The sequence below is a fragment of the Crocinitomicaceae bacterium genome (assembly GCA_016708105.1).
Lineage (GTDB): Bacteria > Bacteroidota > Bacteroidia > Flavobacteriales_D > Crocinitomicaceae > JADJGJ01.
The window spans coordinates 349,425-372,735 of sequence record JADJGJ010000004.1 but is presented as its reverse complement, the minus strand read 5'-3'; the positions used below and the strand labels follow the sequence as shown (position 1 = coordinate 372,735).

Annotated in this window: 28 protein-coding genes and 1 tRNA gene; 14 read left to right on the top strand and 15 right to left on the bottom strand. The window is 37.1% G+C overall.

Annotated features, from left to right (window positions below):
- Positions 1-297 precede the first annotated feature (297 nt).
- The 6 genes from IPH66_17400 to IPH66_17375 form a co-directional block, all read right to left on the bottom strand.
- On the bottom strand, positions 298-777 hold the full coding sequence (locus IPH66_17400) for a gliding motility lipoprotein GldH (GenBank protein ID MBK7131120.1): 480 nt from the start codon (positions 775-777) through the stop codon (positions 298-300).
- Entirely contained in the window at positions 758-2,254 is a 1,497-nt protein-coding gene (locus tag IPH66_17395) for a hypothetical protein (GenBank protein ID MBK7131119.1), read from the bottom strand. Before IPH66_17395 ends, IPH66_17400 begins: the two co-directional genes overlap by 20 nt.
- A gap of 688 nt (positions 2,255-2,942) precedes the next feature.
- Entirely contained in the window at positions 2,943-3,674 is a 732-nt protein-coding gene (locus IPH66_17390) for a metallophosphoesterase (GenBank protein MBK7131118.1), read from the bottom strand.
- 110 nt (positions 3,675-3,784) lie between these two features.
- Complete coding sequence (locus IPH66_17385) at positions 3,785-4,984, bottom strand: hypothetical protein (GenBank protein MBK7131117.1); 1,200 nt, start codon at positions 4,982-4,984, stop codon at positions 3,785-3,787.
- A gap of 14 nt (positions 4,985-4,998) precedes the next feature.
- Positions 4,999-6,135 carry a DNA polymerase III subunit delta gene (locus IPH66_17380; GenBank protein MBK7131116.1) on the bottom strand — a complete coding sequence of 379 codons (1,137 nt, stop codon included), beginning with the start codon at positions 6,133-6,135 and terminating at the stop codon, positions 4,999-5,001.
- Positions 6,136-6,182: 47 nt separating this feature from the next.
- Positions 6,183-7,007, bottom strand: coding sequence for a hypothetical protein (locus IPH66_17375; GenBank protein MBK7131115.1), 825 nt, complete (start codon positions 7,005-7,007; stop codon positions 6,183-6,185).
- A 243-nt stretch (positions 7,008-7,250) separates the two neighbouring features.
- On the opposite strand from IPH66_17375, the gene IPH66_17370 reads away from it, so the two are divergent.
- Both IPH66_17370 and IPH66_17365 read left to right on the top strand, forming a co-directional pair.
- Positions 7,251-8,036 carry an alpha/beta hydrolase gene (locus IPH66_17370; protein MBK7131114.1) on the top strand — a complete coding sequence of 262 codons (786 nt, stop codon included), beginning with the start codon at positions 7,251-7,253 and terminating at the stop codon, positions 8,034-8,036.
- 92 nt (positions 8,037-8,128) lie between these two features.
- Entirely contained in the window at positions 8,129-8,725 is a 597-nt protein-coding gene (locus tag IPH66_17365; protein MBK7131113.1) for a hypothetical protein, read from the top strand.
- 89 nt (positions 8,726-8,814) lie between these two features.
- Here IPH66_17365 and IPH66_17360 read toward each other — a convergent pair whose 3' ends face one another.
- Together IPH66_17360 and IPH66_17355 are read right to left on the bottom strand one after the other, a co-directional pair.
- Complete coding sequence (locus tag IPH66_17360; GenBank protein MBK7131112.1) at positions 8,815-10,032, bottom strand: response regulator; 1,218 nt, start codon at positions 10,030-10,032, stop codon at positions 8,815-8,817.
- Positions 10,029-10,481 carry a response regulator gene (locus tag IPH66_17355; GenBank protein MBK7131111.1) on the bottom strand — a complete coding sequence of 151 codons (453 nt, stop codon included), beginning with the start codon at positions 10,479-10,481 and terminating at the stop codon, positions 10,029-10,031. The genes IPH66_17360 and IPH66_17355 overlap by 4 nt, the downstream gene beginning before the upstream one ends.
- 178 nt (positions 10,482-10,659) lie before the next feature.
- On the opposite strand from IPH66_17355, the gene IPH66_17350 reads away from it, so the two are divergent.
- The 7 genes from IPH66_17350 (at position 10,660) to IPH66_17320 (ending at position 15,668) form a co-directional block, all read left to right on the top strand.
- Entirely contained in the window at positions 10,660-11,736 is a 1,077-nt protein-coding gene (locus IPH66_17350; GenBank protein ID MBK7131110.1) for a hypothetical protein, read from the top strand.
- A gap of 206 nt (positions 11,737-11,942) precedes the next feature.
- A complete protein-coding gene (locus tag IPH66_17345; protein MBK7131109.1) occupies positions 11,943-12,437 on the top strand; it encodes a hypothetical protein in 495 nt (164 codons plus the stop codon).
- 404 nt (positions 12,438-12,841) lie between these two features.
- Entirely contained in the window at positions 12,842-13,762 is a 921-nt protein-coding gene (locus tag IPH66_17340; protein MBK7131108.1) for a pentapeptide repeat-containing protein, read from the top strand.
- A gap of 9 nt (positions 13,763-13,771) precedes the next feature.
- On the top strand, positions 13,772-14,374 hold the full coding sequence (locus tag IPH66_17335) for a hypothetical protein (protein MBK7131107.1): 603 nt from the start codon (positions 13,772-13,774) through the stop codon (positions 14,372-14,374).
- Positions 14,375-14,542: 168 nt separating this feature from the next.
- Positions 14,543-14,612, top strand: a tRNA-OTHER gene (locus IPH66_17330).
- Between the two features lie 16 nt (positions 14,613-14,628).
- Positions 14,629-14,922 (top strand): hypothetical protein, encoded by a 294-nt coding sequence (locus IPH66_17325; protein ID MBK7131106.1) that lies wholly within the window; start codon positions 14,629-14,631, stop codon positions 14,920-14,922.
- Positions 14,850-15,668: an IS1595 family transposase gene (locus tag IPH66_17320; GenBank protein ID MBK7131105.1), complete on the top strand. Its 819-nt coding sequence runs from the start codon at positions 14,850-14,852 to the stop codon at positions 15,666-15,668. Before IPH66_17325 ends, IPH66_17320 begins: the two co-directional genes overlap by 73 nt.
- 37 nt (positions 15,669-15,705) lie before the next feature.
- On the opposite strand, the gene IPH66_17315 is transcribed toward IPH66_17320, so the two are convergent.
- Both IPH66_17315 and IPH66_17310 read right to left on the bottom strand, forming a co-directional pair.
- Positions 15,706-16,230, bottom strand: a complete 525-nt coding sequence (locus IPH66_17315) for a hypothetical protein (protein MBK7131104.1) — start codon at positions 16,228-16,230, stop codon at positions 15,706-15,708.
- A gap of 15 nt (positions 16,231-16,245) precedes the next feature.
- Positions 16,246-16,632 (bottom strand): hypothetical protein, encoded by a 387-nt coding sequence (locus tag IPH66_17310; protein ID MBK7131103.1) that lies wholly within the window; start codon positions 16,630-16,632, stop codon positions 16,246-16,248.
- 79 nt (positions 16,633-16,711) lie between these two features.
- Here IPH66_17310 and IPH66_17305 point away from each other — a divergent pair, with 79 nt between their 5' ends.
- The 5 genes from IPH66_17305 to IPH66_17285 all read left to right on the top strand — a co-directional run bounded on the left by IPH66_17305 (position 16,712) and on the right by IPH66_17285 (position 18,837).
- Positions 16,712-16,930, top strand: a complete 219-nt coding sequence (locus IPH66_17305) for a helix-turn-helix transcriptional regulator (protein ID MBK7131102.1) — start codon at positions 16,712-16,714, stop codon at positions 16,928-16,930.
- A gap of 558 nt (positions 16,931-17,488) precedes the next feature.
- A complete protein-coding gene (locus IPH66_17300; GenBank protein ID MBK7131101.1) occupies positions 17,489-17,941 on the top strand; it encodes an SRPBCC family protein in 453 nt (150 codons plus the stop codon).
- Positions 17,931-18,107, top strand: coding sequence for a hypothetical protein (locus tag IPH66_17295; GenBank protein MBK7131100.1), 177 nt, complete (start codon positions 17,931-17,933; stop codon positions 18,105-18,107). The genes IPH66_17300 and IPH66_17295 overlap by 11 nt, the downstream gene beginning before the upstream one ends.
- Positions 18,108-18,209: 102 nt before the next feature.
- Positions 18,210-18,506: a nucleotidyltransferase family protein gene (locus IPH66_17290; GenBank protein MBK7131099.1), complete on the top strand. Its 297-nt coding sequence runs from the start codon at positions 18,210-18,212 to the stop codon at positions 18,504-18,506.
- A complete protein-coding gene (locus IPH66_17285; protein MBK7131098.1) occupies positions 18,499-18,837 on the top strand; it encodes a DUF86 domain-containing protein in 339 nt (112 codons plus the stop codon). The genes IPH66_17290 and IPH66_17285 overlap by 8 nt, the downstream gene beginning before the upstream one ends.
- Here the strand turns inward: IPH66_17285 and IPH66_17280 are convergent.
- The 5 genes from IPH66_17280 to kynU form a co-directional block, all read right to left on the bottom strand.
- Positions 18,834-20,183, bottom strand: coding sequence for an FAD-dependent monooxygenase (locus IPH66_17280; protein MBK7131097.1), 1,350 nt, complete (start codon positions 20,181-20,183; stop codon positions 18,834-18,836). The two genes, IPH66_17285 and IPH66_17280, sit on opposite strands and share 4 nt — an antisense overlap.
- A gap of 146 nt (positions 20,184-20,329) precedes the next feature.
- Entirely contained in the window at positions 20,330-21,277 is a 948-nt protein-coding gene (locus IPH66_17275) for a HipA domain-containing protein (protein ID MBK7131096.1), read from the bottom strand.
- On the bottom strand, positions 21,267-21,602 hold the full coding sequence (locus IPH66_17270; GenBank protein MBK7131095.1) for a HipA N-terminal domain-containing protein: 336 nt from the start codon (positions 21,600-21,602) through the stop codon (positions 21,267-21,269). The genes IPH66_17275 and IPH66_17270 overlap by 11 nt, the downstream gene beginning before the upstream one ends.
- Positions 21,599-21,808: a helix-turn-helix transcriptional regulator gene (locus IPH66_17265; protein ID MBK7131094.1), complete on the bottom strand. Its 210-nt coding sequence runs from the start codon at positions 21,806-21,808 to the stop codon at positions 21,599-21,601. Before IPH66_17265 ends, IPH66_17270 begins: the two co-directional genes overlap by 4 nt.
- 145 nt (positions 21,809-21,953) lie before the next feature.
- A complete protein-coding gene (gene kynU / locus IPH66_17260) occupies positions 21,954-23,237 on the bottom strand; it encodes a kynureninase (protein ID MBK7131093.1) in 1,284 nt (427 codons plus the stop codon).
- Between the last annotated feature and the right edge of the window lie 74 nt (positions 23,238-23,311).

Here is a 23,311-nt window from a genome sequence, read left to right as displayed (position 1 = left end):
TGCTATTTGCGATCAACCGAGCATAAAAAATTTCTTGCCGGCCGTCGAATCGTCCTATTATATTATTACAGAAAAGGAGTGCGAATGCTAAAAATGTGAACTCAATTGTCACAGTCGGTGTTTTGCGCTACATCCTTATTTTTCTAATATCTTGACAGATGGTTGCAAATTAAATTCATCACGTACGGTGTGTTTATTCAATTGCCTAATTTGGAATTATTTCAAGTATATACTATAGACAACTCAATAATAAAAACTCAAAACAACAAATTGAAATTAGCTGATTGCGACCTGAGCCTACTTTGCCGGAGTATAGGCAACTCTGAAGCCAACGTCCATTATTTCAGGAAGGTCATCCTCACGCATGGCGTGCTGTATTTTGAAGGTGTAAGTGCCGCTCACGCTGAAATATCCGCCGCGGGCAATGAGAATTTGATTTTCGACTACCGTGCCTGAATTTTCACCAAGCCAACGGCCATCTGATTCTGCTAAAATAAATTCAAGGGTGTCTTTGTCTGTATACCCATTTGGATAATCGCTGTAGAGAAAAATGTACAAATTGCTATATGGATAATCAGTAGTTGTTCTGATATTTACATACAAGTCAACCGGACTCAGCGTATCCGTGATTTCAAATGAAAATGTTTTGATGTCTTCAGCATTCCAAACTTGATTTTCAACAGCAAAATTTTCTTCATAGATACGTTCAGTATCGCAAGCTGTTAACATGCCAAGGCAGGCAATGATCAACAGAATATTACTGATCTTTTTTTGCATTGTTTTGTGTGTTACCTGAATTTCCGTCTTGCTTTGGGCGGTTGTTGCGGTGATTATTATTCCGGTTTCGGTTTTGATCATTTGCCTTTTTCTGTTGATTTGGGTTTTGATCATTTCCCTTTTTAGGTTGATTTTGGTTGGACTGTTTTTTATTTTGCGTTTGATTAGTTCCGCCTTGTTTTTGCGCAGGCTGTTTGGTTTGATCTTTTTTTGCTTGTTGTGGTTTGTTTTGCTGTCCTTTATTTGGTTGACCTTGTCTTGCCTGTTGATTACCTTGACCTTGAGGTTTTTGTTGTTGCCCTTGTTGCTGCCCCTGTTGTTGTGGAGTTTGATTTGGATTTTTTGATTTCTTCTTTTTCTTTTTCTTCTTTTTGAACGCATTATCAAATCGGTTCAAACTGTCTTGCCCAACCACATTGGTATAGTCAGGTTCTTCAACCTCCACTTCAGTGAGATATGCTTTTAAGTCGGCCGGTTTTTTACCTGCCTTATTCATTTCAATAATTTCTTTTACAATTTCAGGTGACAAGGGCACCATAGATGTCGTGGTCACATCTTCTTTACGCTCTTCCTGCAAATACCACATTTGTTGTTTGAATACATCTGTTTTGATGTGGAATGCAGTCCCTTTTTCAGTATGCAATTTAATTTCCGAATTCGGAAATTTTTTCAATGCATCTAAATAAGAATCCAGTTCATAATTCAAACAACATTTCAATTTACCACATTGTCCGGCAAGTTTTTGAGGATTTAATGATAGCTGCTGATAACGCGCAGCGGCCGTAGAAACTGATCTAAAATCAGTCAACCAGGTTGCACAACACAATTCGCGCCCGCATGAACCAATGCCGCCAAGTCTGGCTGATTCTTGCCGAACACCAATCTGCTTCATCTCAATGCGTACTTTAAAAGCATCAGCCAAATCTTTAATTAATTGTCTGAAATCAATCCGATCTTCTGCTGTATAATAAAATGTTGCCTTGGTTGCGTCGCCCTGGTATTCAACGTCTGAAATTTTCATCTGAAGTGCCAATTCCGAAGCAAGCTCACGTGAACGATACATGGTTTGCTGCTCTTTTGCGCGCGCATCTTTCCAGCGTGACAAATCTTCTTTACTTGCTTTGCGCAAAACTTTACGCGCCTCGTGCGGTTTAAAACCCGGACTTTTTTTTCTGACCTGAATGCGTGCAAGTTCACCAACAATAGAAACAATTCCAATATCAAACCCCGGACTCGCTTCAACCACCACAGCATCTCCTGCTTGCAGCGGAATGTCTTTCATGTTGCGGTAAAATGATTTGCGCCCGTTTTTAAATCTGATCTCAACAACATCATAGATGCTTTGACCACCCGGCAATGCAATATCAGCTAACCAGTCATGCACATCCAGCATGCCGCAGCCAACTACGCCGCATTGGCCGTTACTTTTGCATCCTTTCGGTACGCCGTTTTCTGTTGTGCAGGTTCCGCAACCCATGTTTGTTTTTTATTAAGCCGTAAAGTTACGGTTTTATCTCTTTGTTGATTCTGGTGCGAGAAGACTCAGCGTGAATTAATGGAATTTTTGTAATGGTTGGCAGAGGGCACAAGCAAGATGATTGCGTCAGCGCGAGTAACCGGGTGATCATTTCATCCCTTCGGGATTCGGGATTCATATAGTGTTGGAGTTAGTATAATGTCATCCCTTCGGGATTGGGGAGACAAATACTTGATGTTTGATTTTATGTTTCAGGTGATGGGCACAAGCACGATGATTGCGTCAGCTGGTGTAACCGGGTGATCATTTCATCCCTTCGGGATTCGGGATTCAGATAGTGTTTGAGTTAGTATAATGTCATCCCTTCGGGATTGGGGAGACAAATACTTGATGTTTGATTTTATGTTTCAGGTGATGGGCACAAGCAAGATGATTGCGTCAGCTGGTGTAACCGCGAGATTATTTCATCCCTTCGGGATTCGGGATTCACATAGTGTTTGAGTTAGTATAATGTCATCCCTTCGGGATTGGGAGAGAATAATACTTGATGTTTGATTTCATGATTGGGGTGATGGGCACGAGCACGATGTTCGCGTCAGCTGGTGATAGAGGGCAACAGGAAAGCTATAATTTAAATTGAAGTTTGCATTCTCTTAGTTTTAGTTCAAGAATTCAGGTTGATGAGAAATCAAAATTTCACTTTGGTGATTTCTATTCTGCCATCTTCAAATAAAGCTACATGCAAATAATTATCATCAGCGCCACCGCCCATACCACTTGCGTAGAAATGGAAGTGTTGGTAATGATCTTCATAATACGCCACAAGCGAATGATGTGAGCCCACGTCACCGGCAAAAAACCAGGTTTCGCAACCGGTGCTGTCAAAGTAGGGAAAGGCGTTTTCCCAAAAATTTTCTTTACCATCAAACGCAGCGTACGAATTTGGTCTTATGCTATCTAGTGCAAATGAATCGGGTGCATCTTTCAACCACCAAAGCTGGTGCGTAAATACAAAAATTTTATCTGTACTATCTCTGATTGTGGAGAGCACTTTTTGCAGCGTGTCGGTTTGTTGTTGATTGGTTGTCCAACCATTATTTGTTGTGTTGAGTACAATGAAATGATTTTTGTTTTCACTGAAAAAACAATACGGTGATTTTTGAATGTGTTCTAAAAAATAATCACCACCATCATGATTTCCGGGCGCAATAAAATAAGGAATAGACAATTGCCGCAGTTCGTTTTCAACGTTCATCCAATTAGTGTCTGTTGGTTTTGCCGCAACATCGCCGGTCAAAAAAAGATAATCAAACGTGTAGCTTTTGTCATCTTTTTTTAATTGTTCTAAAAAGGGAGGATAGATAGATAAGGTATATGTATCAGGGTTTCCATAAACATGTCCGGCAACTGCAAATCTCATGATTGCCGAGTCTTTGGGTATTGTGGGGGTGGCGCTATTTTGATTACCGGCGCCTCCACAGGCTGACATCACGAACAAAATAATAACGATGCCGAAATTTTTATGCATCTTTAAAGCCTTACCTGAACGTTGGGATTAACCAAATATTTCTGAAATGATTCCAGTTGTTCTTTTGTCAACTGCAGTCCGCTGATATCTAATTCTTGTAAATTTTCAAGATAAGATATTTTAACCGGCACCGCATTAATTTTTGTACCAGAAATATCTAATGAAACTAAATTTTTTAATGCCCAAAAATTTTCAGGAAACGCACTGATGGGATTATCATCTAGGGTAATAGCCTGAAGGTTTACAAGCAGATTGATATTTTCAGGTAAACTGCTGATAAAATTGTATGATAAGCCCAGTGTTTCAAGTTGGGTTAATTTTAATATCACGGTTGGAAATTCCGTAAACGCATTCACATCTAAGTTTAGTTCAACCAAATTGGTCATTTCAGCAATAGATTCAGGTAATGAGCTTAACTGATTTCCATTAACATCAAGTTCAGTGAGCATGGTGAGTTTACCAATATCTTCAGGTAATGAAGTGAGTTTGTTTTCAAAAATGAAAAGATATTCAAGGTTGGTGAGCAAACACAGTTCGTCAGGTAATGATTTAAGTTGATTATCACCAACATCTAAAATGGAAAGTTTTGAAAGATTGCCAATGCTTGCAGGCAATTTTAAAAGACGATTGCTGCCCACATACAAATCAGTGAGATTTTGAAGTGAGCCAATGTTTTTTGGTAATTTTTCAAGATCGTTTACATAGAGATCAATAATTTTCAAAGAATCCATAAAGCAGATTGATTCTGGCAATTTTCTCAAATTATTAAAATTGAGATCAAGCCTAATCAGCTTATCTAAATTTCCAAATGACTCAGGCAGAGAAATTAATTTATTATTATTCAAACTCAGCGTGTGTACATGAATTAGGGCGCCAAAACCTGTAGGTAAGGTGAGCAGTTCATTGTGATGTAATTCAAGAATTTGAAGGTTGCTCAGTTTTTCAATATCATTAGGCAATTGGGTGATATTGTTATTTGAAAGATTTAATTCATTCAGGTTCACAAAGCTGAAAATTTCAGCCGGCACTTCAGCCAGATTTTGGTTTGACAAATTGAGTCGGTAAACGGCTTGCGGATTTTTATTTGCCTCTTCAACAGAGGTGAAAATTTGTTTTTGTTTTAATTCATCTGCAGATAAAACCTGCGCTGTGAGTTGCTGAGCCAAAAGACAACCAACCAAAAGGGGTAAAAAATTTTTCATAACAAACGGGTTTATCAAACGCCTTTGCGAATTAGTTTGGTAAGTTTAATTAAAAGATCGGTAAAAAGCACTTTTGCATTGGCATTTCTTTCTAAATGATAGTGGGCTTTATTAAATTCTTCATTCAATGCAACAATGTTTTGGTTATTGATAAACCGGGCAAATTTGTCTAAAAAAGCGCGTTCTTCATTGCGCAAATTCACCAGTTCACCTTTCATATAATTGAGCATGATACTCTCTCTAAAAAGATGCAAACCGTAGCGTAAAAAATTTTTCTGTTGCTCTTTGTTTAGTGCGGCAATTTCTTCACTTACACTCATTAAGTCAAGACCGTTAGCTGCGTAGGCGGTGCGCATCATTTTTACGAACAAGTCAAAATACACGTGTTGATTTTCATCTCCGGTAATCATTTGAATAGCCTCAACCATACTGCCTTGTGCAAGGCCGGCAATAGAGTATGAAACGGATGGATCAGCACTGAAATGCCCTTCAAGATATCCTGCAATTTCATCTGACGTAAAGGGAGAAATTTTCAGCATTTGCGTGCGTGAAATAATGGTTGGTAAAATATTCTCCATATTGTCACACAACAATAAAAACAAAGTTTCTTCAGGCGGCTCTTCCAGCATTTTTAATAATTTATTTGCTGCCGCCTGATTCATTTTTTCAGGCAGCCAAAGCACCATGAGCTTGTATTTTCCGCTGTATGATTTAAGTGAAAGTTTTTGCAAAATAGACCGGCTTTCTTCAACGCCAATCACCGGTTCTTTTCCCAATGATTCAGTGAATTCTTGCCACATATTCAAACTGAAATACGGGTTTTTTAAAACAAAATCATTCCATTGTATCAAGCGGTCATCAGATGATTTTACCTTGTCATCTTTGTCCGCTGATAACACAACCGGAAAAACAAAATGCAAATCAGGGTGAATCAGTTTGCTTACTTTGTGGCATGATGCACAGGTTCCGCAAGCGTCGTTGCTTTGTGGATTATCACACAATAAATATTTGGCAAATGCCCATGCCAAGGCAAATTTGGCTGATCCATCAGGACCTAAAAATAATTGTGCATGGCTTACACGTCCTTCACGTGCCTGATATAACAAGGCGTTTTTTTCCTTTTCATTTCCGGGAATGTTGGCAAATTGCATGGCTCAAATTTAGATGAAATTGATTGAACCTCGCTCAAGCAACGCAATTAGATTTTATCTTCATTCACCCCATCATTTTTTTCAACCGGGGTGCATCCTTTTTTAGGGAACAACCAACCAAATTTTATAGTAAATATTAATGGTTGATATCTGCTGCTAAACCAATGATGTGATGGATTAAAGCCATCAAAACTTACCGCCGTAAAAATTGGAGTTTGAATAGTTGGTACAATAAAAAAACCATCTTCAACCTTATATCCAAAACCCAGGGTATAATGAAGTTGTACCAATAATTTACCTTGATTGTCTGCGGCCAGTGGTGAGAGATAATTTTCATCATCTTTGCCACCATAAATGCGATAATCTAAATTAAACCCAATAGATTGATCAATGAAATTATACAAGTTGAGTTGCCATACGTTGTGAATACCAGCGTGCGCAAATGCGCTTCCAAAATTGAATTGACCTCGGGTAGGTTCAACCCCTTCAATACTGTATTTTTCTTGTCCACCAAAATGTTTTACACCAAGTCCCCAATCAAAATAGTGAACAATTTTTTTTGCTTTAGGAAAAAGGTGCTCCATGCCTGCCTCAATAAAATACCCTGGTAATCCACTTGGGGTTAATTCGTAGGCACGGTTTTTATCATCTGCTGAATTACCCATCATGTAAGTAATGCCCGGATTAATAAACCAACCAATAGGGCGGTGCATACTGGCATTCGGGCTCCAAATGGCGTCACCCCAATTGCGTTGTTCTGAAAAACGTTTTTCGTTTTGTCGGCGATTTTGATTCCGGTTAAACTCATCTACAAATTGTGCATTCACTATCAGAGATGAGAAAAGTAAAACAATCAATACGTTCAGCTTCATAGGTTGCGGGGCTTTGTGCTAAGGTACAAAAATATTACGGAATGAGGAATGTAATAGTTCTGCTCAATGAATGTAATTGGCTTTCCGCGTTAGTTTTACCCCATTTGTAAAATCCATGTTAATGATAAATCAAATTGTTAGTCACAGTTTACGCCGGAGTTATTTTTGGACACTATTTGAACTTAAACACGGGAAGAGTAATCTGCCAATTATGTCTCCTTTATCAAATTCCAATATCCGCTCTTGACAACAATAATTCTGCCCCAAAGTCGTTTGAATGAATATCCATTTACCCAAATAGAAGTTGTGATCAAAAATTTTCTGCTTGTTATTTTTTCATCTGTTTATTTGAATCAGGTTTATGCTGAATCAGACAAAACAAATGTTTACCTTATTCCCGGTCAAGGTTCAGATTATAGGATATTTGATAGTTTGCATTTGCCTAATCAATATAGTCTCATCCATGTTCAGCATGGTATTCCTGAAGAGGGCATGACCATGTCAGAATATGCGGGTGTGCTTTTTAATCAGGTTGACACAAGTAGCAAATATATTTTGATTGGCGTTTCATTGGGCGGTATGTTAGCCGTTGAGATGAATGAATTTCATAAACCAGAAAAGACCATCATTATTTCTAGCGCAAAGTGTAGAGCTGAATTACCGGATAGATATCTGTTACAAGAATATTTGCCAATTTACCAATTGGTATCAGAAGATATGTGTAAAAAAGGAGCCCTATTTCTGCAGCCCATTGTTGAACCTGACAGAAAAAATCAAAAAAAAACATTTATATCTATGCTTGAAGACAAAGATCCGCTTTTTTTCAAGCGAACCATTACCATGATTTTGGAATGGCAACGGATCAACTATTCTGATGAAATTATTCATATACATGGTGATGAAGACAGAACAATTCCGGCAAGAAATGTAGACTACGATTACCTCATTGAAGGCGGCTCACACATGATGACACTCACCAAAGGATCAGAAATAGGTAGCTTGATAGTAGAAATTTTGGATAAAAAATAGTATCTTGTAATGCTAATTTCATTGCATATCATTTTTGACATCAGTGAATAAAAAAGAATTCAAAAACATAAAACAACCCAAAGAAAAGTCGCATGACAACCTTCTTTTTAAAAGCAAAGCATTGGCAATTATTTATTTTATTACTTGGCATACCGCTAATATTTCAAGTGGTCATGATGGTTTCATTTTTTTCAGAAGTTAGTCATCACGTGCCCGGCAAACCAATTAGCTTATTCAAGTATTTCAAATACTTTCCCATCTTCATGACAATTTTTACTGCTGTTTTTTTTGGTTGGTTTTGGTCAGTGGCCATTGGTCTGCAGAAAAAAATACCTCAGCAAATTAAGATGAATGTACTACGCTTCAAGATATTCTTTTTTATTCCGCTCATCTATATGATTATTTTCTTGCTGCTTATAAGTAATCTTTTCAATGAAGTCATGACACATGCAAGATCATCTGGGTTGGCTCAAGCAGGTGGTTTGGTAGCGCTCATTCTTCCTCTCCATCTACTTTCAATGTTTGGAATTTTTCACTCACTATTTTTTTTAGCCAAAACATTAAAAACAGCTGAATTGCAGCGTGAAGTGAAGTTTGAAGATTTTGCCTCAGAATTTTTTCTGCTTTGGTTTTACCCAATTGGTGTGTGGATTGTGCAGCCTAAAATAAATAAGTTGGTTAAAGAGTGATGGTTGACACTTGGTGATGTTATTCTAATTGGTTGAGAAATGACAGTTCGTGATTTTGAAAAACGGCTATATGATGTTCTTCCTTACTCTCACCCTTGCGCAACAAGCCCCTGCGGCAACCGCACCACAAACGTAGTTCCTTTACCGGTGTCGCTTTCACAGCTTATTTCACCATTGAGCATTTCAATATTTTTGGCAACAATGTTAAGCCCTAAACCGGTGCCCTGAATTGCGGTGGCGTTTCTGCCTCTGAAAAAACGACCAAACAAATGTTCCTGATCTTCTTTTGGAATACCTATTCCCTGATCACTTACTGTAATTTCAATGTATTCATTGTTTACACGCGCGCTCAACAAAACTGATCCTCCTTTGGGTGAAAATTTAATGGCATTGCTTACCAGGTTAGTCAAAATTTGGTGCAATATTTTGAGATCAGTGACAATGGTTTTGTTGCCCTCATGGAGTACGTTAAATTTTTGGTCATTCTTGAGCAAGGGTTGAAATGATGATTGTACTTCACTTAGCAATAAGGTTAAATCAAAAGATTCATATTTTACCACCTGCTTACCCTCGTCTTGCTTGCTCACAGATAAAACATCATTTAATAAATCAGTGAGATGATTGACAGCTGATTTAATTCTGAGTATATGTCTTAATTGATTTTCTTTATCATTTTGCTCACCATATTTTTGCACCAGAGATAATGATGATAATACCATAGCCAAGGGTGTGCGGAATTCATGCGAAGTTGTTGCAACAAAACGTGATTTCAATTCATTCAACTCCTTTTCCTTTCTCAACGCTTCACTGAGTTCTTTTTTTGTTTTATTGAGTTCTGTCACTGCATCTTCCAACACAGCCGTGCGCTCACGTATGCGGTCTTCAAGATATTGGTTAAGTTGATTTTGTTGTTCTTTAATACGTGCATGTTCAATACTGTATCTAATGCTTGTTTCCAGTGCGTGTGAATCAATTTTACCTTTCACTAAAAAATCTGATGCCCCAACTTCTAATGCACTATTATCAATATTGATGTCATTTTGCCCGGTGAGTAAAATGAATGGTGCAAACATGGCTTTTGTTTTTGCCTCACGAATTAGGTCAATGCCATTTTTTGCGCCAATATTGTAATCAATAAGATAGACATGATGATTTTGTTTCATCACTTCTGTCAATCCGGTTTCATAATCACCAATCCATTGAATGGAATATTTACGATGATCAATTTCTGAAATAATATCGCGTGTGATGATGTAATCTTCTTCATCATCATCAACCATTAATACTTTTATTTCAGTATGTGTCATGACTTGTGCCGTGGGAGTTCAACAATTTCAAACCAATACTTGTTGAGTGTTTTCATTACCTCAACCATGGAAGTAAAACTCACCGGTTTAGTAATAAAAGAATTTACCCCCAAGTTGTATGATCTCACAATATCTTCTTCAGCTTTTGATGTAGTTAAAACAATAACGGGAATCATGCTCAAACGCGCGTCTGACTTAATTTCTTTCAATGCCTCCCTACCATCTTTTTTTGGCATATTCAAATCGAGCAAAATGATGCCGGGCGTTGGATATTGTTTTTTGTTGCTATACTTTCCTTCGTTTTTCAAGTAGTGAATAAGCTCTTCGCCATCTTCAACATGCTGAATATTGTTTTTTAACCTGCTTTCATACAGCGCATCTGTAATCAACATGCGGTCTTCTGCATCATCGTCTGCAATAAGAATTTCAATGGATATGGCTTGTGGCATGGCTAAATTGAATGAGAAAAAACTATTGCAGATGAATGGTGACAACAAGATTATTCAACTCTGCGCTGAAAAAATATGATAAACATCATACAGAACCTGTTACAAGATATGATTTAATATGTGTGCTGGTGATTGAAATCATGCCTTCGAACCTTGGCAATGTGCAATTTTGTGCTTCATGAATAAAGGAATCACCGATATTAATTCTACACTGCTCAATATCCTTGGTGCCATTGCTTGCGCTTTGGTTTTTTATGCTGATGTAACAAGCCCTTTAGGTGTGGCATGGGGTTTTGTGTACACCATTGTTGTATTGATGACTTTGTGGATTAAAGGCATGAATCCAACCGTTGTGTTTAGTTTGATTGGCGTAATGCTCACCTTTTTTGGTCTCTTTTTTAAACCTGAGGGAACCGACATGTATATTGTATTAACAAATCGTGTGTTATCTATCATTTCTATTCTAATCACCATGTTTGGTATTATTCAGTACAAACGGCGTGAAAACATTATACAACAACAACAACGAGACGTACTCAAACTCACTGAAGAATTAAAAGTTTCCAATGCTGACTTGGAACAATTTGCCTATGTTGCCTCACATGATTTACAAGAGCCGTTGAGAAAAATTCAATCGTTTGGTGATCGTATATTGATTACTGAAAAAAGTAATCTCTCAGAAAAAGGTCAAGATTATTTTGACCGCATGATGAATGCCTCATCACGCATGCAAACATTAATTAATGATTTACTTACATACTCTCGTCTCTCAACCGGCAATAACCCATTTGTGAAAATTGATTTGAATGAAGTGTTGCATGAGGTGTTAGATGATTTGGAACTGGTAATAGAAAAAAGTGGTGCAAAAATTGAAACAGAAAAGCTACCACATATCGCCGCAGATAGAACCCAAATTAAACAACTCTTTCAGAATTTAATATCTAATTCTATTAAGTTCAGAAAAGAAAATGAAGCTCCGCTGATTAAATTGCAATGCAGAGAAATACAAGATTCTGCTTCATTAAAAAACAAGATTGAAATTACTGTTACAGATAACGGTATTGGATTTGACAGCAAGTACGCAGAAAAAGTATTCCAGTTTTTTCAACGCCTTGAAGGTAAAAAGTATGAGGGCTCAGGAATTGGGCTTGCTGTTTGCCGCAAAATAGCCGTGAGGCACGGGGGCAATATTGCAGTTCAAAGTGAAGCAGGCACAGGCACTACGTTTATAATCAACTTGCCGGTTGGCGGTTAGGCTTGTAAATTCTATTCATAACTTAGGCGCAGGTTGTGATCATTTATTACAACCCATTTGGGTTAAGATTTATTGAATTGCATAATTTGGGATCAAAGTTCATTCCCTTTTAAATATGTTGCTATTTTTCAACGTGTCACACTTTTTATTATCTTTCCATAAGCATATATTAACCAATCTAATTTTAACACATCTTGCGGCAGAAAGTGAATCAATTTTCAGTGGTTAGTTTATCTGATGAAACGGTTGTGGTTTCAATATTTGGAGAAAGACCACCATTATTGCCCATACTATTTCTATCAGTATTTGTGCTAGGCGGAATGATGATGCCAATTTTGATTTTATTTTTGGTAGACGAGTTCAGCTTTGGCTTATTTGTTTCAATGGGAATTTTTCTCGGGGTCTCAATTTTTTTATTGCGCATTTTGTTGTGGAATTTGTTCGGGAAACAGGTCTTAGAATTCCACCTTGATAATATAAAACACTATTTTGACTATAAACTATTTCATGACCAAAAATTACAAGGAACAGCAGCAGATTTCTATTTTTCTAAAACATCACGCGGAGAAGAAGATGGGAAACTGCAAATCGTGTATTTAAATAAAAACATTATATCTCCTTTTCAGCTAGATGGCATAAGCTTAGATGAGCTCATAAGTCTGATCCAAGAGTTGAGTAAACCAGATTCCGGACATCATTAGCAGCCGTGAGTTGCGACTCACACGTTCACAACAAAACAAATGCAAATTTAAATTTCTGATTCAGCAAGAGGATTTGAAAGATGAATTTCCGGGTCGTAAATTCTAATCATAACTTAGGCGCAGGTTGTGATCATCACGCTCTTTCCGTAGGCGCAGGTCGCGACCTGCGCCTACAACGACGTTTTTGTTTCACAACCTGAGCCTAAAGAAGGATCATTTTATTCTATCCATGCACAATTGTGGTATTGCGCTGAATTGTAAATTTGGGAAACAACATTTCGCATTACAACATGCTGTGGTCATGATACAACTAATTGTTGTCAATATACAACTAATGGTAAGCACATCTAATCAAAGCAGAATAGTTAGGCGGCATAATTTTGGGCAAATAAATTTAACGCATTATGATCAATTCAAAGTTAATAGGCAATAAAATTGCTCAGGCACGAAAAAAAATCAACTTATCACAAGCTGAACTTGCCAATAAAATATCTATCAGTCCGCAGGCCGTAGGCAAATGGGAGCGTGGAGAATCAATGCCCGATATCATCACCCTAAACCGCTTGTCTGAGCTATTTCAAGTTGACCTCAACTATTTTTCTGAAAATTCAAATCATGAAATAAATGATAAGCCAATTGAAAAATACACAGAGACAATTCATAAGGAACCAGTTGAGAAAAAAATAATTGATGGTGGCTGGGACATGTCAGAAGGCAACTGGACAGACGCCAATTTTTCAGGTATAAAAAATTTGAGCGAGAATTTTTGTTCTTCTAACCTTAAAAAATGTGATTTCTTAAATTCAGATTTATCAAAGCTCAATCTTACCAAAAACAACATGGAGGCCTGTGATTTCTCAGGGACAAAATTCAATAAATCCATCATCAAATCATCCAATTTTTTAGATAACAAGTACATTCAATGTGATTTTACTGAAGTTGAAATTGTTAAGACTAACCTTGAAAAGTGCAATTTCACTCAGGGTAATTTTACCGGCTCTCATCTTTCAGATTGTAATATTGAATCATGTAATTTCTCAGAAGTGGTTTGGAAATCAACCCAATTTATTAAAACCAATTTTAGTCACCTCATCTTTTCAGGTGCCCTTTCAGATTGTCATTTTGAGCGCTGTGGTTTCTACCGTGTGATATTTGAAAACGCGACAATCAAAAACTCTTTCTTTAAATATAATGAGCGATTTAGTAAAGTTCAATTTGTAAATTGTAAAACAGATTCTATTACTTATGCGTTTCTAAAAAATAACGCACCTATCCCTTTAAATACAGAAACTACTAAATTTTGTACCTTTGAGTCAAGGCATTAATTAGATTCAATGGGTAAAAATACAAAGTCATTTGAAATAAAACTTGAATATCTTATAGAGGACGGGGATAAATTTTGGAAATGCCTTGATGAAATAAACGAACTGATTGGGAGAAGGCAAGATGTGCCAGCCAAAACAGCGATTAATCTACTGTCTATATTGTCGAAGGCAAATAAATCAAAAGTATTATCAGAAAAAGAGCGTATATCAAAAATATACTATGAAGCATTAAACGGAATCGAAGAGCAGAAAATCGAATTAAATGGGCACATTTTTAGAACTTATTACTTCCCAGTTGACCACGAAGAAAGAATAAAAGAAGAATACAGTATAGGCAGGTTGGTGTCGTCTGTAATTTCAAAATATGAACGAAGTAAAAAGGATTCTGATATTAGACCAAGTATTTGTAGATACGTGATAGAATACCTGAATGACTTTAATATCTCAACAAAAAAACTTTCAGATTACAAACGTGCCTTTATTTCTTGTAAAATTATTGAGGCATTAGGATCAAGTGTATTGGATAAAAAAGCACCAAAGCGAAATGTTTCCGCATACTATAATGCTATTCAGCATCATTATAAAAAAGCAAAAGACCGCCTAAAAAAATAGGTCGGTCTTTCAGAATCTTTTCTTGACATAACAAAGATACATAAATTTTAGGTGCTTAAATCATGTAGTCCGATTTTAGGTACTTAAATTTTTTCAAAATTGTTATGCACCTCTTTTATTTATTCGCCATCAAAGTCAATCTACATTTGTATCGCCAATCATGGTGTTGGGGGTACTTAATGGTAAGAATCTTTTCTTGACAAAAAGATGTAAGTCGGTTCGATTCCGACTATCTCCACTAAAAACAAGAGTCAATGAATTTATTTGAAATACAAAAGCGGTTCAATACACGTAAAAAGTGCATTGAATTTCTTGAAAAAAAGAAGTGGGGTGAAATTCCTGTTTCACCATTCACAGGTAAAACAAACGTTACAAAACGTAAAGGCTCTATATATTGGCATTGCAACGACACAAACAAAGATTTTACTGTTCTAAACGGAACTATTTTTGAAGCAAGCAAGTTGGAGCTGCCCAAATGGTTTATGCTTATTGCTTTGATGTTAAACGCAAAGAAAGGTATTTCATCAGCGCAGGTTTCAAGACAATAGGCGTAACATATAAAACGGCGTGGTATGCCTGTATGCGTGTGCGTTGTGCAATGGTTGATGATGGCGAAATGCTTGAAGGCATTGTAGAGATGGACGAATCATATATTGGAGGCAAACCAAGAAAAAGAGGCGTAAAAGTTGATCCAAGTGTTGCTAATTTATCTACGGTTGATATTAACAAACCAAAAAGAGGCAGAGGAACGGATAAAATACCTGTTGTTGGAATTGTAGAGCGTGAAGGCAAAAAACGTGTTATAGCAAAAGTGATGGATTCACTTACTTCCCGTGATATGTTGGCAATGCTTAAAAAGTATGTTGATACTGATAATGCCGTAATGATGACAGATGAATATAAAGCATATAAAAGTTTTGACAGTCATCTACAACATCTAACTGTAAATCATTCACTGAAAGAATATGTGAAGGATGGAGTAATACATACAAACACAATTGAAGGATTTTGGAGCATTGTAAAAGGAGGCATTAAAGGTCAGTATGTAGTGTTAAGCAAAAAATATCTGCCGTTCTATATGGTTGAATTTGCTTACAAATACAATAACAAAAACAAAAAATCGTTTTTTGATGAAACAATAGATAAGGCTGTTGACGATGGAAAATGCTTAGTCGATTACAAACCGAAAAAGATCATTAAACGAATTACGTACCCTCAGAAAAAATCCCATATTGCGAAGAAAATAAACCGCCCAGATTGGATAAGGAACAAACAAAAAAGGGATAGCTTTTAAAAAGCAATCCCTAAAAAATCAAATGATGACAACTCAACTATTTGATGTTGTAAATATCTCTCTCGTTATTAGTCATCATTCCTACGTTTTGAATCACAACAATTTTAAAAGTCCATGTTCCGGGATTTAATGTTAAATGATCTGAGTCCGTCCAAAAAATTGTAACTTGTCCTAAGGAACTTGTAACTTCCAAAGACGTTGAATAGGTGTCTGACGGATAAAATGTTACTGGAAGTTGTGACCATTGACTTGAACCAACTGAAATATAAACCAAAACAGCCCCATCATCTAAAACATCCTGCGTTATTGGTGTGTAATTTATTGCTTTATAGTATGAAGGGTCAGACCATGTCCAACTTGAAATTGTGAACTGATCGGACTCAATATTGGCATCCTGAGAAGGGATAACTGGTTCTGTATAATGATAGCAACTACCATCATCAACTGTTGCATAAGTTGAATAATTTTCTGCGGTATTGTCTGTGCATCCGTAGATTTCTTTTTTACACGAAAACATTGTCAAAGAACTGCCTAACGTTAGTGCGATTATAACTTTTTTCATTTTTCGTTTTTTAGATTAATAAACTAATTGAACTGTTTTGCAATCTGCTTTCGGAATAGATACGCTTCCATCCCATTCAGCAGGAAATAAGGCATCTTCTTCTGCGTGGTATGAATATGTGCCTGATGGTAATGTAAAATTTGCGCAACCGTTTGCTCCACAATCAGGAACGGCAGATAGATTAACCGAAATAGTGCTTGTGATTCCGTTTAATGTGACATTGACATTATCTGAACCGCTTGACATCCAAAACGTGACTTGCCCTGTGTATTCACAAGAACCGTCATTATCATTGGCTGATGCGTTGTAGTTGTCTGCAAGAGGGTCTGTGCATCCTTCTTTTTTACAAGAAACAGCGATAAATAGCCCTGCCAAAATCAATAAGAATTTAAGTTTTTTCATAAAGTTTAAATTTAAGTTGAGGTCAAATATAGGCAACTTTGCTATAATTTAAGATGTGCAGTTATAGCAATTTTGCTATGTGCATAAAGTCAGGGATGAAAAGATACTCAGAAGATTTGGTGAAAACCTTAGAAAAATAAGGAAATCAAAAGGTATGAGCCAAGAAGATTTGGCTTATGAATCTGATCTTACTTTAAGTCAGATAGCGAGAATAGAGACAGGCAGACTTAATACTTCAATTTGCACGGTTTATGCAATAGCCAAAGGGCTTGGCGTTGATGCAAAAGAACTAATGTAAAACGGCAGGAAACTTGTTTTATACTCTTGGAGGAATCATTGCTAAAAAAATCAAGGCACTGTATTTAAAATAAGTTATTTTTAACTGCTTTTTGGTGAGGCCTCATCATTGAGTTTAACCTTAAAAATTAAACAAAATGAAAATTAAAACATCAAAAATGTATGGGGATGCCGTTGTTTGTATTCCCATTGAGACTGTGCCTATGTTAATTAACCTTTTTGTATTTGCATACATTATAGGAAACATTGTTGGCAAAAACAGTAAGCAATAGTGTGTGCCATTGCTTCCCCGATTGGTTTTGCTGATCGGGGCATTTTTTTGAATACATAAATACTCTACACAGAGATTTTTGATGCCTTGATTTTATAATTTAATACTTAGTTTTTTCTATTTTCTGTATTTAAAGGGATAGGTGCGAAAAATAATCAAGCCGACTTGTCCGGTATAACAATAGTGAGCTAAATTTAACTGAGTGAAAGAAACTCAAGCTCATTGATGAGTTAGCCAAGGAAAAAAATGGATAATATTCTACTACAATAAAAACAAATCTCCTACCCCATGTCAAAAAACAAAGTTGAACTGCATCGTGTGTTTACCGCAAGTCCTGAAAAAATATTTAAAGCATTCACTGATCCTGATGCCATGGCTTCATGGCTTCCTCCTTATGGATTTATATGCAAAGTACATCAAATGGATGTAAAAGTGGGCGGTAAATACAAGATGTCATTTACCAATTTTACCACCGGTAGTTCTCACGCTTTTGGCGGCGAATATCTAGCGCTAGTTCCAAACGAATTATTGAAATATTCTGATAAGTTTGATGACCCAACCTTACCGGACGAAATGATCACGACCATTGAAATAAAAAAAGTGGTTTGCGGAACAGAACTGCGCGCAACACAAGAAGGAATTCCCGATGCAATACCTCTTGAAATGTGCTATCTTGGTTGGCAAGAATCATTAGAAAAACTCAAACGCTTAGTTGAGCCAAATATTCCGGATGGGGAGTGAAATTTTGTTTACCATCAAAACATTTATTGATGTGCGTTCACCTTCTTACTTATTCATAATCGTAACGTTTATTTCCTTTGGTTCTGCCGGTACCAAAACAGATGACAAGTTCAATGATGAGAACTTCATGGATCTTGTTTACTTTGATATCCTTCATGGTGTCTAAAATCGAGAACCAGACACGGCAAACAGAATGACAGAAGCAAACTATAAAATATATTAGATGATCCATCTCAATATTTCGTATCTTTGAATATACATGGTTAAGATGAATAGCCAAGAATACATACTGTCAAGCATCAAGAAGCATAAAAGCGAACTTGCCAGATATGGCGTGCATAATGTTGGGTTATTTGGATCTTATGCTAAGGGTGAACAATCATCTGGTAGTGATATCGATATTTTAATTGATTTCGATCCCAAGCAGGAGAATTTCGACAATTTCATGGCGGTGTGTGATATACTTGAAAAACTTTTCCAAAATCAGAAAGTAGAAATCGTCACCAAAAATGGTTTGAGCCCGTACATTGGACCGTCTATTCTTAGGGAAGTAATGTATGTCTAAAGATCCACATGAATATCTCAGACATATTTTAGATGAATGCAACTTTCTGCTCCAATTATCTGAATACGGATTATCAAAAGAAGAATTGCTCAACGATGAAACGAAGAAACGAGCGGTTGTTCGAAGTCTTGAAATAATTGGGGAAGCAACCAAGAAAATTCCAGTTGATTTTAAGTTGAAATGGACATCAGTTAATTGGCGAGAAATGGCAGGTATGAGGGACAGACTAATTCATGAATATATGGGTGTAAACTACCATATAGTCTGGGATGTAGTAATGAATAAAATTCCAAAACTAAAATTGCAGATCCAAGAAATTCTACCGTCTTAATTCAACGAACTCAACAACCTCAATATCTCCTCCTCCACTTCTTTAGAATCCCAAACTTTTTCAATGTCAGGTCGGTTCATCACCTTGCGCATGATTTCGTCTTGCTTTTTTCCGTTTTGGTAGGCTACTGAATATCGCGTGTTTGTAAAAGATACTTGCGTATAAAGAGGTGTCCATTTATCAGGGTGTAATTTATTGAAATGTGCTTCAATTTTTTTCTGGAGAAGAAATTTCGGATCCGCCACAAAATCACGCATCACAAAATAATTTTCTACTGAAAGATCTTGCACGGCATCACCATCAGGTTTGCGCAAGGTTTCATATTCTTTAAAAATAACCGGCCAGTTTTCGTTGTGCCTTTTCATTAAATCAAACATTACGGTGCAATCTTCAAAACCGGCGTTCATGCCCTGACCATAGAACGGAACCGTTGCATGTGCAGCATCACCCATAAGGGCAACTTTTCCTTTTGTCCACGGAAAGCAGCGAATAATGGCAAGTGATGATAATGGATTGCTGTGCCAGGTTTCCAAAAGATTAGGACAGATATCAAAAAAATCAGGAAAAGTAGTTTTGAAAAAATGCTGAATATCCTCATCAGTTTTTAATGCACTGAATGATTTTTCACCCTCAAAAGGCATGAACAAAGTACAGGTGAACGACCCGTCTTCATTAGCCAATGCAATAAGCATGAATCTACCGCGTGGCCAAATATGCAGGGCGTTTTTTTCTAATTTATATGATCCGTCTGCATTCGCCGGCAAGAGTAATTCCTTGTATCCATCTTCAATATAATGCTGGCTGTATTGAAAGCGATCTAATTTCTGAAAGGCGTTATATCTTGCTGCAGAAAAAGCACCATCGGTTGCAAAAACAACATCCGCTTTGGCTGAAATTTTTTCTCCGCTTTCCGTGTTTTCAAAATAGGCAAGTCCATTTTCCAAATCAACATCAACGCATTTGTGATGATAGTGAATCACTGCCCCACCGCGCTCTTCAGCAATGTCCATCATTTTAGCATTCAGTCCACCACGTGAAACAGAGAATATTGCTTGCCCTTCTTTTCCGTAGGGTTGAAAATTTTGCTTGCCGTCTAAATCATGCATGATGCGCCCCGGCATGGCTATCGCAATTTTTCTGACATCATCTGCTACACCCACGGTTTCTAAAGCCGTCCAACCGCGGTATGACATGGCAAGGTTAATAGATTTTCCGGCTGAAATATCTGCTTTACGAATGTCAGGCCGACGCTCATAAATGCTTACTTTATATCCTGCTTTTGAAAGATAAACGGCCCAAAGCGAACCAACCAGTCCGGCTCCGATAATGATTGCTGTTTTTTGCATAATGTCTATTTATTGCCATCATTTGACATGACAGCAAAAGGGGTTAGGTGTTTTTTGTGGGTTAAATTTAGGAATTTTGTTCAAGACGTTGGGGGTGAGGTTTACAGGATTAGCTATCAGTATTCTATGGTAGAATTTTCCTTTTTCTAACTTCTGGGAATCAGACGATGAGCTCGATTTTGCATTACCGTCTTGTATTCCGCTTTCATTCCCTTTGACAAAAATGATTCATCAATAAATTTCAACGCCTCGTCTAAATTTTTTTCTATCCTGTAGAACGCATTTTCCACTTGTTTCTTATTTAATCCAAGTCCGGTTCCTAATCCTTCAAAGTGTTCTCGTTTTAGTTTTTTCTTTTTTCCGGCTAAGGTTAGAGCAAGTTCTTCGTCATCTTCTGGATTAAGAATAGTGACATTTAATAGGTCGTATGCCGGGGCAAGTGTCCAGCCTGAAGATCTTTCAATCATAGAAAAATTCTTCAGGTGCATGTCGTTGTTTCCTGTTAAAAAAGTGAAAAGTGACAATTCAAAAAAGATAATTTTATCCAGCACCGTATTATCAGAAAATTGCTCAATTGCCTTTCCGATTTTTTCTAAGGAACTTTTGTATTTGTCAAAAGCTTCAGTAATCTGAAACATATCGAGCATGTGTATTTTTTCACCTTTATCTGTTCTGTCGATGCGCCTTGTGATATAAGCTAATTCGCCTGAAGCCAATCGTATAAGTGATGATGGCACCACGCGAATTCCAAAAATTTCTGCTACTCGCATGGTCAGATGTTCATTTTCTGGCATTTCTGGGAAGCGATCAGTCGGAGGTTTAAATATGTAACTGCCTCCTAACGCACCAATGACCGTTAATCTGGTATCTGATTTCAGCGTTACTTTTTTCTCAAGAGACATGGATAATTTTGGTTGAACACCCGGGACAGTAATACTTCTTTCAACAACTGTTTCTGCAAGCGCAGTCATTTCATTCAATGAATATTCTATAATCGGGGGTATTTTTAATCCGAAAAATTTCACTGAACATTCTTCATGAAAATCATACCCCTTTTCAATAGCCTCATAGCAATACAAACATTTATTTTTCATCGCTTACAAGAATTGTTTCAACACTCACGGCTCCAATGCAATTCTGACAGCATGCCAGCAAAAGTCCCATGCGGTCATTTTGATTTATTTTCCAGCTTTTTGATGCAACATCCAATAACCAGCCTTCAGGAATTAAACCTTCAAAAAAGGGGAAGAGTCTTTTATCCATGTAGGGTTCATTGCGCACCGGCATGGTAAATGTGATGAATTCTTTCGGGTAATTTTGAACATGCTCAACGGTGTATTTAAACATATATTCTCCTTCATCGGTTTCAGTAATGATCCCGGCCAGATGATTTTTGTAAAAAACTTTTCCTTGTCTCATTTATGAATTTCTTTACTGTTCACCGGAGCCAGTTCGTGTCCAAACATGCTTAATATAAGATTTACTTTGTCCATATTCAAATTGGTTTTCCCCTGTTCAATTTTGCGCACAACGGTTAGTGCCACACCGGCACGCTCTGCAAATTCTTCCTGAGTCAGGTTCGCTGCCTTGCGACGAAATTTTACGAATTCAGCTATTGTACTCATTATATTTAAATAGATATAATATTGAGTAAATATACGTAATTATATGTAAATAGATATAATAATAATGAATATAAAATAATTATATGTAATTGCGTATAGTCTATCTCCGACCTAATCCCATGCCTTCTTGATGGAGAAACAAACACTACCTAATAATAGCATCCTCCAACGTCACCCCGAACCGATAAATATCTTCAAACGAATTGTACAACGGAACAGGCGCAAGGCGTATCACATTAGGCTCTCTCCAATCAGCAATAACGCCTTGTTTGGTTAGGGCATCAAATAATGATTTTCCTTTACCGTGAACTAAAATTGAAAGTTGTGCGCCGCGTCTGTTTTCTTCTTTTGGTGTGATAATTTCAAATTGACATTTATCTGAATTTTTAGCAGAAATTTCCAGAATAACTTCTTCAAGATAGTTAGTTAGTTGAATTCTTTTTTCAATGAGTTTATCCATTCCAACTTCATCAAAAATATCTAATGAAGCAAGATGAGCGGCCATTCCAAGAACAGGAGCATTACTGAGTTGCCAGCCTTCAGCGCCCTGCATCGGTTTGAATCCGGGCTCCATTAAAAAACGCACTGATTTATCATGTCCCCACCAACCGGCAAAACGTGGCAGTTCAGGTTTGTTTGCATGATTTTCATGAACAAACATGCCACTCACCCCACCCGGACTTGAATTCAAATATTTATACGTGCACCATGCCGCAAAATCCACCTGCCAATCATGCAAATTTAATTTCACATTGCCCGCTGCGTGTGCTAAATCAAAACCAACAATTGCACCCGCTTTATGTCCGGCTTCGGTAATGGTTTTCATGTCAAATAACTGACCGGTATAATAATTCACGCCGCCCATCATGACCAAGGCAATTTCATCTCCGTATTTTGAAATTAACTCTAAAATATCCTGTTCATGAATAGTATGTTCCCCTTGTCTTGGTTCAATTTCAATAATAGCATCTTTAGGATCATAGCCATGAAATTTTACCTGTGATTCCAATGCGTATTGATCACTTGGAAAAGCTTTTTTCTCGCAAAGAATTTTATACCTTGATTTTGCCGGACGATAAAAAGAAACCATCAACAAATGCAAATTCGTTGTTAGGCTGTGTGTAATTACCACTTCAGAAGATTTTGCACCAACAATTTTTGCCGCCTTGCTTGACAATTGTTCGTGATATGAAAACCAGGGACGCTTTGCATGAAAATGACCTTCAACCCCAAATTCTGCCCAATCATTGAGCTCTTGTTGTATGTAGGCAGAAGTTGATTTTGGTTGAAGCCCAAGCGAATTACCTGTATAATACAGAGCATTTTCTCCCTTGAACTGCGGAAAGAAAAATTGGTTGCGATATGCACGTATCGGATCTTTTTGATCCATCACTCTTGCAAATTCAAGCGTATTTTTGTTTGCTGTCATTGTTTACGTAATTTTGTGTCGCCTTTCGGTCATTAAAATTTTAATTCGGCTAACTGAGCAAAGATAAAACAACC

Bases quoted from the DNA above. Each gene is read 5' to 3' on its own strand.
- IPH66_17265 (MBK7131094.1), bottom strand. From the start codon at position 21,808: ATGAGTACAATAGCTGAATTCGTAAAATTTCGTCGCAAGGCAGCGAAC.
- IPH66_17355 (MBK7131111.1), bottom strand. From the start codon at position 10,481: ATGCCACAAGCCATATCCATTGAAATTCTTATTGCAGACGATGATGCA.
- IPH66_17275 (MBK7131096.1), bottom strand. From the start codon at position 21,277: ATGAAAAATAAATGTTTGTATTGCTATGAGGCTATTGAAAAGGGGTAT.
- IPH66_17335 (MBK7131107.1), top strand. From the start codon at position 13,772: ATGGGTAAAAATACAAAGTCATTTGAAATAAAACTTGAATATCTTATA.
- IPH66_17400 (MBK7131120.1), bottom strand. From the start codon at position 777: ATGCAAAAAAAGATCAGTAATATTCTGTTGATCATTGCCTGCCTTGGC.
- kynU (MBK7131093.1), bottom strand. From the start codon at position 23,237: ATGACAGCAAACAAAAATACGCTTGAATTTGCAAGAGTGATGGATCAA.
- IPH66_17310 (MBK7131103.1), bottom strand. From the start codon at position 16,632: ATGAAAAAACTTAAATTCTTATTGATTTTGGCAGGGCTATTTATCGCT.
- IPH66_17290 (MBK7131099.1), top strand. From the start codon at position 18,210: ATGAATAGCCAAGAATACATACTGTCAAGCATCAAGAAGCATAAAAGC.
- IPH66_17390 (MBK7131118.1), bottom strand. From the start codon at position 3,674: ATGAGATTTGCAGTTGCCGGACATGTTTATGGAAACCCTGATACATAT.
- IPH66_17375 (MBK7131115.1), bottom strand. From the start codon at position 7,007: ATGAAGCTGAACGTATTGATTGTTTTACTTTTCTCATCTCTGATAGTG.
- IPH66_17350 (MBK7131110.1), top strand. From the start codon at position 10,660: ATGAATAAAGGAATCACCGATATTAATTCTACACTGCTCAATATCCTT.
- IPH66_17385 (MBK7131117.1), bottom strand. From the start codon at position 4,984: ATGAAAAATTTTTTACCCCTTTTGGTTGGTTGTCTTTTGGCTCAGCAA.
- IPH66_17270 (MBK7131095.1), bottom strand. From the start codon at position 21,602: ATGAGACAAGGAAAAGTTTTTTACAAAAATCATCTGGCCGGGATCATT.
- IPH66_17365 (MBK7131113.1), top strand. From the start codon at position 8,129: ATGACAACCTTCTTTTTAAAAGCAAAGCATTGGCAATTATTTATTTTA.
- IPH66_17380 (MBK7131116.1), bottom strand. From the start codon at position 6,135: ATGCAATTTGCCAACATTCCCGGAAATGAAAAGGAAAAAAACGCCTTG.
- IPH66_17340 (MBK7131108.1), top strand. From the start codon at position 12,842: ATGATCAATTCAAAGTTAATAGGCAATAAAATTGCTCAGGCACGAAAA.
- IPH66_17395 (MBK7131119.1), bottom strand. From the start codon at position 2,254: ATGGGTTGCGGAACCTGCACAACAGAAAACGGCGTACCGAAAGGATGC.
- IPH66_17320 (MBK7131105.1), top strand. From the start codon at position 14,850: ATGGTTTATGCTTATTGCTTTGATGTTAAACGCAAAGAAAGGTATTTC.
- IPH66_17325 (MBK7131106.1), top strand. From the start codon at position 14,629: ATGAATTTATTTGAAATACAAAAGCGGTTCAATACACGTAAAAAGTGC.
- IPH66_17315 (MBK7131104.1), bottom strand. From the start codon at position 16,230: ATGAAAAAAGTTATAATCGCACTAACGTTAGGCAGTTCTTTGACAATG.
- IPH66_17360 (MBK7131112.1), bottom strand. From the start codon at position 10,032: ATGACACATACTGAAATAAAAGTATTAATGGTTGATGATGATGAAGAA.
- IPH66_17285 (MBK7131098.1), top strand. From the start codon at position 18,499: ATGTCTAAAGATCCACATGAATATCTCAGACATATTTTAGATGAATGC.
- IPH66_17300 (MBK7131101.1), top strand. From the start codon at position 17,489: ATGTCAAAAAACAAAGTTGAACTGCATCGTGTGTTTACCGCAAGTCCT.
- IPH66_17295 (MBK7131100.1), top strand. From the start codon at position 17,931: ATGGGGAGTGAAATTTTGTTTACCATCAAAACATTTATTGATGTGCGT.
- IPH66_17280 (MBK7131097.1), bottom strand. From the start codon at position 20,183: ATGCAAAAAACAGCAATCATTATCGGAGCCGGACTGGTTGGTTCGCTT.